Raw genomic sequence first — 12,925 nt, forward strand, 5'->3', positions numbered from 1 at the left:
AAATAGAGGTGGAAAAAATGGCTAAAAACAAACAAGAGGATATTTTTGATGCTGCGATGCAACTTTTTGCAGAGCGTGGTTACGATGGTACGACAATTCCAATGATCGCTGAAAAGGCAAAAGTCGGTGCGGGTACTATTTATCGCTATTTTGAAAATAAAGAGGCACTTGTTAACTCATTATTTTCAAAAAGTATGTTAGAGCTTTCTGAAATAATAAAAACGGATTTTCCTGTTGAAGCAAATATTCGTGAACAGTTTAGTCATACGTACAACCGTTTATTTGAATTTGCGAGAAACAATGTAGATGCTTTTTTATTTACAAATTCTCACTGTGATAGTTATTTTCTTGATGAACAGAGTAAGAAAATATTTGATGATTTTATAGGCTTCTTTATGAATATTATTGAAGATGGAATCGCAAAAGGTTTTCTTCGTCCATTGCCTCCAGTTGCTTTAATTATTATTGTATATCAACCGCTAGAAAAATTAACGAAAGTAATTGCAACAGGGCAATTAGAATACTCGAAAGAGTTAGTAAAAGAATTAGAAGAAAGCTCTTGGAACGCTATTAGAATCATTTGATTCTATAGCTTTATAAGGACAGGAATGAATATTCATTCCTAAATAGATTTAAAAAAATGAGAGTAGGAAAGGATATTTGTGTAACTAAGGGAATGAACATTCATTCCGGAAAGGCTAGTTTAATAGAATTTATAAAATAACGTAATAGAATAATAGGAATGAACGTTCATTCCGTTACTAACGTGAAACTTTCAAAACGGGAGATGATTCAAATGAGCAAGTTAAAAAGTTGGAGAAGTTTATCTTTTCTATTATGGATAGTTATTACTATTACAATGGTCGTAACGATGCCTAATATGGATAAATTAGTGAAGGAAAAAGGGAAAATTACAATCCCTAATACAAAGCAAAGCAGTATTGCTGACAAGATGATGAAAGAGATGGATAAAGAAGGAGTTGAAAAGTATGAAATTATAGCCGTTTTTAATAGTGGCAATAAGGCAGCTTTAACAGATGAACAAAAGAAGGAAATAACAAAAACAATCAACGCTCTGCAAAATGAAAAAGAGCAATTAGGAATTAAGGAAGTTGTTTCACATTTAGACAATAAAGACTTGGAGAAACAATTAGTTTCTAAAGATAATACGACTATTTTAACGCAAATATCGATAGATAAAAAACACGGTGAAATATCAAAGGTTTCAAATAATCTTCATGAAAAAGTGCAAACGAAAGAGGTAAAAACGTATTTAACAGGAAGTGACTTAATAGCGGGTGATTTTCTTAAATCTTCTCAAGAGGGAGTGAAAAAGACAGAAGTTATTTCAATCATTTTCATTCTTGTAGTATTAATCCTCGTATTCCGTTCACCAGTTGTTCCAATTGTTTCTCTTCTTACAGTTGGTATATCGTATTTAGTTTCAATGGGGATTATTGCTCAGCTTGTAGATCAATTTAATTTTCCATTTTCAAACTTTACACAAGTGTTCGTAGTCGTCGTCCTGTTTGGGGTAGGAACAGATTATAATATTTTATTATATACGAGGTTTAAAGAAGAATTAAGTAAACAAGAAAATGCATTTTTAGCTACAAAAGAAACATTTAAATCAGCAGGTAAAACTGTATTATATAGCGGAATTGCGGTGCTAATTGGTTTTGCATCACTTGCGTTGGCAAGTTTTAAATTATATCAATCTACTTCAGCGGTAGCAATTGGTGTCGCAGTTTTATTACTAGTATTAACTACGTTAAATCCGTTTTTTATGGTGCTTTTAGGAAAAGGGATGTTTTATCCCGTTAAAACATTTAAAGGTCATGAAGACAGTCGTCTATGGGGATTCTTTGCGAAAAACTCAGTAGTGAGACCATTTGTAGCTTTAATTATTGTATTCGTGATATCAATTCCTTTCATATTAAAGTATTCTAATACACTTAATTACAACGATTTATTTGAAGTAGACAATAAATATGAGTCGAAAATGGGTATTAACGTAATAGAGGATCATTTTCCGCCTGGTTTCTCTTCACCGAGTACATTAGTCATTCAATCTGATAAAAAGCTGGATGAAGGAACTTCTCTACAAATTGTAGACGAATTAACTGATAAAATTTCGAAAGTTAAAGGTGTGTCAGAAGTATATGCACCAACACGTCCAACTGGTGAGAAGATAAAAGAATTATATTTAAATAAGCAAGCGGGAGAATTGAATACAGGATTAGGAGATGCCGATGGTGGCATAAAGGAAATTAATGATGGATTAACAGATGCGAAAAATAAAATGGGAAGTAATGATTCAAATAGTCTTGCGAATGTTCAAAAATTAATTGATGGAACGAACGAGGCGAAAAACGGGGTATCAGCATTAGGAACAGCTTTACATCAATTATCAAATGGCATAAACGACGGTGCACAAGGAGCACAGCAAATTGAGAGTGGTTTAGCTTCAGTAAACGAAAATATAAATGTTCTATCTAATGCAACGTCGCAGCTGCATGCTGGTTATGCACAGTTAGAAAAAGGTTTAAACTCTTACGATCAATACTTCGGAAGTATTTCTCAAGCGATTGATGGTGCGAAAAAGGGATATGAACAAATTGAAATGTTAATGACCAATTTCGTTCAAACGAAACCAGAATTAGCGAATGATCCAAACATACAACAAACGATAGGAATTGCTAAAGAGGCTCAAAAGAAATTAAGCGTACTTTCAAATGAATTAAATCAATTAGCAACACAGCACAAAACGGCGATGAGTTCATTTAAAGAAGCGAATCAATCGTTACTGAAAGTGGATAACGGCTTAAAAGAAATGAGCAATGGAGTTAATAAGTTACAAAAGGGAGCAGCCGATCTTAAAAATGGATTAAATGAAGGTTCTTCAGGTTCAAAACAAATTGCAAATAAATCAGTTGAGTTACAATCTGGATTAACGAAAATAAACGATGGGCAAGGACAACTTTTAACGGGCCTTAAAGACCTGCAAGAAAAGATGGGGCAATTACAATCCGGTTTATCTAAAAGTACAGAAGGGCTTGGAAAAGTAAGTAATGGCCTGCATGACGCACAAAAATATTTAGGGGAGCTCAATGAATCGAAGAGCTCTGAGAAGTTTTATATTCCAAAAGAAGTGCTAGAGGGAGAGGATTTCCAAAAAGCATTGAACACGTACATGTCACAGGATAGAAAAATTGCTAAAATGACTATCATTTTAGATGTAAATCCGTATTCAAAAGAAGCGATGCCAATTATTCAAGAAATCAATAAAACAATCGATGGCACTGTAAAGGGAACGGAATTACATGATGCGAAAACAGCAATTGGCGGAACAACAGCTAGAAACGTTGATTTAAAAGAAGTAACAGGGCAAGATTTCTTACGTACAGCTACAATTATGTTAATTGGAATTGCGATTGTATTAATCGTAATTACACGCTCATTACTAAACACAATATTTATTATTGGCTCATTACTATTAGCGTACTTCGCATCACTCGGTATAAGCGAACAAATTAGTGCACATGTATTACATGTAGATTCATTAAGCTGGAATGTTCCATTCCTTAGCTTCATTATGATTGTCGCTTTAGGAGTGGATTATAGTATTTTCGTAATGATGCGCTATAACGAGATAGAAGGGGATTCGGTAACGAAAATTGTAACTGCATCTCGTCATATAGGAGGAGTTGTATTATCAGCGGCGCTAATTTTAGGCGGGACATTTGCAGCATTAATTCCATCAGGTGTATTAACACTTATACAAGTTGCATCAGTAGTTGGCGTTGCACTTCTTCTATTAGCTTTAATTGTGATGCCGATATTATTACCGGCGTTAATAGGGTTAACGAGTAAAATGAAGAGTTACAAAGAGAAAATAATAAATACGAAATAAGAAGAGACTGTAGGGAATGATTTCTCTACAGTTTTTTCGGTATATAATATTTCAGATGAAAATGAATCCGATATATTACAGAATGAGCAGTGAAAGGTTATATGAGAAAGAGGTCGATGATATACATACAATAGCTAGGGGAATGGACAAAAACTATCCGATTTCATTGTAGAAAGGTAATCAACCGTTGCTATTCATCCAGCTTCTACTATATAATAGCTATAGTCTACAATAATTGAGTCGTAATATGCGATTTTTTAAGACAATCGGTGAGAAAACGCTGAAATAAGCGGTATTAGTAGGAGGACACAAATGATTACAGTAAGTAACGTTAGTTTGCGTTTCGCGGATCGCAAATTATTTGAAGATGTTAACATAAAATTCACGCCAGGTAACTGCTACGGTTTAATCGGAGCAAACGGTGCTGGTAAATCTACATTCCTAAAGATTTTATCTGGAGAAATTGAACCATCAACAGGTGACATACATATTACGCCAGGTGAGCGTCTAGCAGTATTAAAACAGAACCACTTCGAATATGAAGAGTTCCCAGTATTAGAAACAGTAATTATGGGTCACACGCAACTTTACAAAGTAATGCAAGAGAAAAATGCTATTTACATGAAAGAAGACTTTAGTGATGAAGATGGAATGCGCGCTGCTGAACTTGAAGGTGAGTTCGCTGAGCTTAACGGTTGGGAAGCTGAGTCAGAAGCTGCAATTCTTCTTAAAGGTTTAGGTATTGGTGAAGACCTTCATGATAAGAAATTGTCAGAATTAACTGGGGCAGAGAAAGTAAAAGTATTACTTGCTCAAGCTTTATTCGGTCAACCTGACATTCTATTATTAGATGAGCCTACCAACCACTTGGACTTAAAAGCGATTCAATGGTTAGAAAACTTCTTAATGAACTTTGAAAACACAGTTATCGTAGTATCCCATGACCGTCACTTCTTAAATAAAGTATGTACGCACATGGCTGACCTTGATTTCGGTAAAATTCAACTTTATGTTGGTAACTATGACTTCTGGTATGAGTCAAGCCAATTAGCTTTAAAATTAACACAAGATGCTAATAAGAAAAAAGAAGAGAAAGTAAAAGAGTTACAAAACTTCATTGCACGCTTTAGTTCAAACGCTTCTAAAGCGAAACAAGCAACTTCTCGTAAAAAATTATTAGACAAAATTACATTAGATGATATTAGACCGTCATCACGTCGTTACCCATTCGTTGGCTTCACACCTGAGCGTGAAGTAGGAAATGACTTATTAACTGTTGAAGGTCTGTCTAAAACAATTGATGGTGAAAAAGTGTTAGATAATGTGTACTTCACTTTAAATAAAGGTGATAAAGTTGCATTTATCGGCCGTAACGATATTGCGATGACAACATTATTTAAAATTCTTATGGGTGAAATGGAGCCGGATAGCGGTTCATTCAAATGGGGTGTTACAACCTCTCAATCTTACTTCCCAAGAGATAACTCTAAGTACTTTGAGAACAGTGATTACAACTTAGTTGAATGGTTACGTCAATTCTCTCCACAAGATGAGTCTGAAAGCTTCTTACGTGGTTTCTTAGGCCGTATGTTATTCTCAGGTGAAGAAGTTAAGAAGAACGTTTCTGTATTATCTGGAGGCGAAAAAGTTCGTTGTATGTTATCTAAAATGATGTTAAGTGGTGCGAACGTAATCACACTTGACGATCCAACGAACCACTTAGACCTTGAGTCAATCACAGCATTAAACAACGGTTTAATTGCATTCAAAGGTACAATCTTATTCACATCTCATGACCATCAGTTCGTGCAAACAATTGCAAACCGCATTATCGAAGTAACACCAAACGGTGTAATCGATAAAGAGGCTACTTATGATGAGTTCTTAGAAAATGAGGAACTTCAAAAACAAGTAGATGCAATGTACAAAGGTCAATAATATATAATGAAAAAACTCGCTCTTTTTAGAGCGAGTTTTTTGTCGAGAAAACGTAACATCGCTGGTCGGTCAAATGAATAATTATTCAAATATAATATTAATGAACAGGAGAATTTTTTCATGTATGAAGGGATGTAATGACTTTAAGATTTAAAGAGTTAGTTGAAGAAGGGAAATGTAAGTGGAGTAATATAATCAAATCGTATTATTTTGTCATGTGAAATATGTACCAAATTTGGAGATAGAATAGTTTGCGAATGAGTTTATAAAGGTATATAGTATGGGGTGTCATAATTAGTGGATGAATCTTGGGAGAAAACAGGAAATGTTACAAATTTATTTTGTTAAATAGAAACCAAGGTCAAAATGTCTAGAAAGAAATAGTTGAATAAATACTAGCTTCAAATTATAATTACTAATATTCTTCATATAGTTAAATAAAGATAATCTATTTGAAGAAGAAAATTTGAATAGAGAGACAGACTTATAAAAAAATAAGCCTTGGATGATCAAAAGAGGTGGAGAAATGAAACAGTTCTTATTAAAGAGCAAAAGTGTGTTAAGCAATCATTTTGGATTCTTTCTGTTTGCCGTTATTTTATTGTGGCTCAAAACATATGCAGCTTATGTAACGGAATTCAATTTAGGAATTTCAAACACAATTCAAAAATTCTTGCTGTTTTTTAACCCGCTTAGTTCAGCAGTTCTATTTTTAGGACTTGCATTATTTGCAAAAGGGAAACGATCTTATATTTGGTTAATTATCATTAATTTGTTATTGTCGATTCTTTTATACGCAAACGTAGTATACTATCGCTTTTTCAGTGACTTTATTACGTTCCCGACATTAACACAAACGAATAACTTTGGAGATTTAGGTGGTAGTATTCTTGCGTTGCTACATCTTTATGATCCATTATACTTCTTAGACACGATTATATTAATTGTGTTAGTCGCAACAAAATTTGCAAATCCAAAACCAATTCGTGTTGCGAAGCATAAATTATCTCTAGTATTTGTAGCAGGTATTTTATTATTCAGTGTTAACTTAGGTCTTGCAGAGTCTGACCGTCCTGAATTATTAACAAGAACGTTTGACCGTAATTATATTGTGAAATATTTAGGTGCATACAACTACACAATTTATGATGGAATTCAAAGTGCGAAAGCATCGACAGAACGAGCATTAGCTGATGGCGATAATATGACAGAAGTACGAAATTATTTAACATCAACTTATGCAAGTCCAAACCCTGAGTATTTCGGTAAAGGAAAGGGAATGAACGTAATTTACATTCATTTAGAGTCATTCCAAAACTTCTTAATTGATTACAAATTAAATGGTCAAGAAGTTACACCGTTCTTAAACTCATTTACAAAAGATGCGAATACACTTTATTTTGATAACTTCTTCCATCAAACAGGACAAGGGAAAACATCTGATGCGGAGTTTATGTTAGAGAATTCAATGTTTGGTTTACCGCAAGGTTCTGTCTTTACAACGAAATCTCATAATACGTATCAATCAGCACCAGCTATTTTAGGACAACAAGGATACACATCAGCAGTATTCCACGGTAACTACAAAACATTCTGGAACCGTGACGATATTTATAAATCATTTGGTTTTAATAAATTCTTTGATGCGTCATACTACGATATGAATGAAAAAGATGTAGTAAACTACGGATTAAAAGATAAACCGTTCTTTAATGAATCTATTCCGTTATTACAAACGTTGAAACAACCGTTCTATACGAAGTTTATTACGTTATCGAACCATTTCCCTTATCCAATCGATAAGGCAGAAGCAACGATTGAACCAGCAACAACAGGTGATTCATCAGTAGATACGTACTTCCAAACAGCACGCTATTTAGATGAATCTGTAAAAGGCTTCATCGATTACTTGAAACAATCTGGTTTATATGATAACTCAATTATTGTTATGTACGGAGACCATTACGGTATTTCAGATAATCATAACGCAGCAATGTCAAAAGTAATGGGTAAAGAAATGAACTCATTTGAAAATGCACAGTTACAACGTGTACCATTAATCGTTCGTGTACCAGGAGTGAAAGGTGGCGTACAACATCAATACGGTGGTGAAATTGACGTTCTCCCAACGCTATTACACTTACTAGGTACAGATACAAAAAACTATGTTCAATTCGGTTCTGATTTATTATCACCAGATCATAAACAAGTCGTTGCGTTCCGTAACGGTAACTACGTAAGCCCAACAGTTACTGCACTAAACGGCAAATACTATGATACAACTACTGGAAAACCTGTAGAATTTACAGATGAAATAAAGAAAAATGAACAAATGGTTCAAAACTCACTAAAATACTCTGACCAAGTCGTAAATGGTGACTTATTACGATTCTACACACCGGAAGGATTCACTCCAGTAGATCGTTCGAAGTATAACTATAACAACCGCGATAAAAACAAAACGAAGGTAAAAACGACTCCGGAAGGGGAAGCTAAATAAATAATAAAAGGCGCTATTCATATGAATAGCGCCTTTTATTTGTAAATATACCATCATTATGAGACAGAACCAGCTGTTGCTTTTTGTTTTGCCTTTCCGAAGAAAACTACACCGACGATGATAATAATGATAAATGCCCATTTAACGAAAGGGTTACTTTCGAAAAATCCAGCGAACCATTTCTCATCTACAATCATTTTCGCGGCAGTATAAGCTAAAACGGCTGCTCCGATCGTAATAATGACAGGAAAACGATCCACCCATTTTAAAATCAATGTACTGCCCCATACGACTACTGGAATAGACACTAATAATCCGATGATTACTAAAGAAAAGTTACCATGGGCAGCTCCTGCAACAGCTAGTACATTATCAATGCCCATTAACGCATCAGCAATAATAATGGTTTTAATAGCAGACCAAAATCCTTCTTCGGCTTTAATATCATGATTTTTGCCCTCAGCGATCAGCTTGTAAGCGATCCAAATAAGAAGTACACCACCAATTAGGAGTAATCCAGGTATTTTTAATAACCAAACGACAACTAAGGTAGCGAGAGCTCTAATAGCGATTGCTCCAATGGTTCCCCAAATGATAACTTTCTTTTGTTGGTCTTTCGGTAATCTTCTTGCTGCTAATCCAATTACAATGGCGTTATCTCCGGCTAACACTAAATCGATTACAATAATGGCAAGCAAGGCAGACAAATATTCAGATGAAAGAAAATCCATATACATATCACTCCTTAAGAGTAATATGTGCTAAAGTGTTGATAATATAAAAAATAGGATTGAATTTGTATATTCAATCCATAATTTCTTACTGTATTTTGATATATGTTTTAATTTCGTATAAGTCGCTTTTGTATTCTTTTTTGTTTATCGTTTCGCTTTCTTAATTTTCGATTCATCTTTTTAATGCGGTTTTCTTTTCTATTATCCCAGTTATCACTTCGGATTTTACTAATAGACTTATCTGTCTTAGCACGAAAACGTCTTACTTTTTTCACGAAGGAAAGGGGTATTTTGCCGATAACACCTTGTTTTTCTAACGAATCCTCTTTACCTAGACACCAATCAGGATGAGATAATAAATAGTCGAAATCAAATATTATCCCGTATTCCTTATCCATATATGTATACCATTCATCTAAAGTACACTTATTTTTTGTATGTAAATATGTTGATCCATCAGTCATAGCACAGCACCAATAGTCAAAATAGCTCCATAGTACCCATTCTTTCGGTACATCTAGTGTTAAAATTACCATTTTTGAATTTGTTCTACCCCAAGCCTTATGATTTCGATTTGGGTAATTATTTGCTTCCCAGACCCAAATAGGGTAGTTACCTTCGTAATGAGGCAATCTTGTTTTAGCGACGCGCACCATCCAGTCATATGAATATACATCGTCCGGATCGATGAATTCTTTATTACCTTCTAAATAACCAAGTTTCTTAAATTGTTTCCATGCTTCTTCAGTTTGTACTGTATATACGATCATATGGCACCTACTTATTTAAACTAAATTATAGTATAACATGTGATTTTGAATTTTTATTGATATTAGAGAAGGGGGAGTTTGAGTCGAATATACGAGGAGTAATTCCCAAAATGATAAAAAGACTTGATTCCCAGCTAAAGGAAATCAAGTCTTTTCATTACATACGATTATCATGCCAGAAGTTTAATGGGAAGTGTTCGTTCTCATTATATGCTTCTAATTCATATCCTTTTTCTTTCAGTCCTTTAATAATTCCAGGTACTGCTTTTACTGATTGTGGATGAATATCATGCATAAGGATAACTTCTGTTGGATTTGTAGAATGAGCTAGAACGTTTTCTACAATTTTAGCAGATGCAGCATCAACTTGCATTTTGTTATATTTCCAGTCTAAAGAATCAATTGTCCAATCCCAAACTTTTAAGCCATTTTCTACAACTTTGTTGCGAAGAGCTTCGTTTAATCCTGGCATAGAGCCGTAAGATGGACGAGTTAATACTGGTGATTTACCTAAAACACCAGCGATTAAGCCTTGGTCTTCCTTCATTTCATCTACGTAATGACCTTCAGTGTAAAGTTTCTTGTAGTTATGAGTCATACTGTGCATCCCAACGTAGTGGCCCTCAGCATCTTCGCGTTTTACAAGATCAGGGAAAGCTTTTACGTTTGAACCAATTAGGAAGAATGTTGCTTTTGCATTTTCTTTCTTTAACATATCTAAAAGCTCAGCTGTGTATTTTCCAGGACCGTCATCAAATGTTAAATAAGCGACTTTTCTAACTTGCCCGTTATAATGTTTTGGAGCTTCTTTCGGAGCAAGAGATGTTTGAATCTCACTTACAAGTTGAACAGATTTTGCTTCATCCTCTGTACTAGCTAGAGCAGTATGTACTGATCCAAAAGCTACTTCGTATGTGAATAATACCCCCGCACAAACTAACATAGCCCTTTTTACTAAAGTTGTCATTCGAATTCCATTGTGCATAATTTTCCTTCTCTCTATAAAAGTTCTACTCTACTATATTAGCAATTATAGGTAGGGAAATGCAAAAAAACTTTTTTACAAGTGTAAAAAAGTTTACTCAAAAGTATGCAAGATTTTATATCAATTGCAGTTTTGAAAAATAGGATGAATTTAAACTTTATTATTTAAACTTTCAATCACCAAATCATACTTTCGTATCACTTCGTTTTCGTTCCAATTATTGATTCGAATATTTTTGATTTTTATTAAAATATTGGTAAAGAAACAATTACATGAAAAAAGGAGTGGGAATATGAATAATTATATTTGCACTACATGTGGAGTATAGTATCCCGAAAATGAAGAAGCACCTTCTCGCTGTAAAATTTGTAATGAGGAAAGACAGTATGTTAATCCAATTGGGCAGTCATGGATAACATTAGAAACAATGCAAAATAGCAATTTATACTAAAGTCCTATTGTTTATTAACTAATAGTTCTTTCAACTTAGGAAGCTTACCCTAATGAGGGATGTTAAAGGGAATATAGTAATAAAGCTTTGGAAAATAAAAAGGAGGAGATTTGCATGAAGAATTGGGTTCAATTTAGAATTGCAAGACCAACAGATAGATTTGAAAAAGTGATAAGTTTTTATGAAACAGGATTAGGATTAAAACGTATAGGGGAATTTCACAATCATGAAGGATATGACGGGGTTATGTTTGGGTTACCAGATGAAGAGTATCATTTGGAGTTTACTACACATGTTAATGGAAGTCCATGTCCGGCACCGACAAAAGATAATTTACTAGTTTTTTATATGCCTAATAAAGATGAAATTGAAAAGATAGTAAATCGATTACGTAATATGGGTTATCATGAGGTGGAACCAGAAAACCCATATTGGATAGAGAAAGGAACCACAATAGAGGATCCAGATGGTTGGAGAATTGTGCTTATGAATGCATCTGAATGAAACTATTTTCATATGAAATAGAGTGTAACAAAATGATTTACACATAAATCCCTACAGTGTTTGTAGGGATTTTTATATAAGAAAATCTTATTGAGAGAGTTATTAAAATGTAGAAAGATTTTGGCTAAGAATAAATGTAATAAACATAATTTATGAAGGAGGTATAAAAGTATGATAGTAAACCATTTTAAAGAGTTTTCTAAACATGTTGGAAATACACATCTCATTAAAAGTTCTTTCGTAGTTTATATCTTATTCTACGGAAAATTGATACCATCAAAAAACTGTATGTTTAACATGTATAGTTTTTTGATGGTATAGCTGTGCAATGTTTAAAAATTTCACATACCGTATTTTAAAAATAAATATAGGAAAACCAAAAAGTAATGTAGAATATATCGTACATACATATATACAGTCAACATAAAAGATAAAGAGGTGGGTATATGTTACTTGAGGAAGTAATGCGGCAACTAGAGGAATATGGAACAGAACAAAATCGAAAAACGTATAAAAACCACGGAGCGAAAGAGCCGTTATTTGGAGTTAGTTTTGCGAATTTAAAATTGTTAAAAAAGAAGATAAAAAAAGATCACGATTTAGCAGTTGAATTGTGGGAAACGAAAAATATGGACGCAATGACATTAGCAACTTATATTTTAGACCCGAAAAAAATAACGACAGAACAGCTTAATAGTTGGATTCAGGATGTTGATTATTACTGTTTAATGGATGTTCTTATGACATCTATATGTACTTCGCCAATTGCAATAGAAAGAATGGAAGAGTGGACAAAGTCTAATGATGAATGGATTGGAAGAGCTGGCTGGTCTTTATTAGCAAATATAGCGATTAAAAATAAAACGTTACATGATGATTTCTTCTCTCCGTACTTAGAAGAGATTAAAGAAAATATACATAATGAAAAAAATAGAAAAAAAGAAGCGATGAATAGTGCTTTAATCGCAATAGGAATTCGTAATGAAGACTTAGAGCGACAAGCGATTGAAATTGCAAGTGAAATTGGAAAAATAGAGGTTGATCATGGTGCAACATCATGTAAAACACCAGATGCAGAAAGCTATATAAAAAAAGCGAGAGAAAGAGCTGAAAAAAAGAAAGTGAAATAA

At 33.7% G+C, this 12,925-nt stretch carries 9 protein-coding genes; 6 read left to right on the top strand and 3 right to left on the bottom strand.

Translation table 11 applies throughout. From position 1 onward, the window contains the following. The first annotated feature begins 17 nt into the window (after positions 1–17). From HMAS_RS09720 to HMAS_RS09735, 4 genes are all read left to right on the top strand, one after another. Positions 18–584, top strand: coding sequence for a TetR/AcrR family transcriptional regulator (locus HMAS_RS09720; protein WP_001107299.1), 567 nt, complete (start codon positions 18–20; stop codon positions 582–584). A gap of 212 nt (positions 585–796) precedes the next feature. Then, positions 797–3,913 carry an MMPL family transporter gene (locus tag HMAS_RS09725; RefSeq protein WP_116344773.1) on the top strand — a complete coding sequence of 1,039 codons (3,117 nt, stop codon included), beginning with the start codon at positions 797–799 and terminating at the stop codon, positions 3,911–3,913. A gap of 312 nt (positions 3,914–4,225) precedes the next feature. Beyond that, positions 4,226–5,851: an ABC-F family ATP-binding cassette domain-containing protein gene (locus HMAS_RS09730; protein WP_000633864.1), complete on the top strand. Its 1,626-nt coding sequence runs from the start codon at positions 4,226–4,228 to the stop codon at positions 5,849–5,851. A 526-nt stretch (positions 5,852–6,377) separates the two neighbouring features. After that, entirely contained in the window at positions 6,378–8,351 is a 1,974-nt protein-coding gene (locus tag HMAS_RS09735; RefSeq protein WP_000808770.1) for an LTA synthase family protein, read from the top strand. A gap of 56 nt (positions 8,352–8,407) precedes the next feature. On the opposite strand, the gene HMAS_RS09740 is transcribed toward HMAS_RS09735, so the two are convergent. From HMAS_RS09740 to HMAS_RS09750, 3 genes are all read right to left on the bottom strand, one after another. Further along, positions 8,408–9,082: a TerC family protein gene (locus HMAS_RS09740; protein ID WP_000346955.1), complete on the bottom strand. Its 675-nt coding sequence runs from the start codon at positions 9,080–9,082 to the stop codon at positions 8,408–8,410. Positions 9,083–9,192: 110 nt separating this feature from the next. After that, on the bottom strand, positions 9,193–9,855 hold the full coding sequence (locus HMAS_RS09745; RefSeq protein WP_000637704.1) for a DUF3841 domain-containing protein: 663 nt from the start codon (positions 9,853–9,855) through the stop codon (positions 9,193–9,195). A gap of 157 nt (positions 9,856–10,012) precedes the next feature. Further along, positions 10,013–10,840, bottom strand: coding sequence for a peptidoglycan-N-acetylglucosamine deacetylase (locus HMAS_RS09750; protein ID WP_000551451.1), 828 nt, complete (start codon positions 10,838–10,840; stop codon positions 10,013–10,015). A gap of 565 nt (positions 10,841–11,405) precedes the next feature. Here HMAS_RS09750 and HMAS_RS09760 point away from each other — a divergent pair. After that, positions 11,406–11,795 carry a VOC family protein gene (locus HMAS_RS09760; protein ID WP_000800679.1) on the top strand — a complete coding sequence of 130 codons (390 nt, stop codon included), beginning with the start codon at positions 11,406–11,408 and terminating at the stop codon, positions 11,793–11,795. Positions 11,796–12,241: 446 nt separating this feature from the next. Continuing rightward, positions 12,242–12,925, top strand: a complete 684-nt coding sequence (locus HMAS_RS09765; RefSeq protein ID WP_000923471.1) for a DNA alkylation repair protein — start codon at positions 12,242–12,244, stop codon at positions 12,923–12,925.

This window comes from Bacillus sp. HMA207 (assembly GCF_003402455.1).
In the GTDB taxonomy this organism is placed as follows: Bacteria; Bacillota; Bacilli; order Bacillales; family Bacillaceae_G; genus Bacillus_A; species Bacillus_A cereus.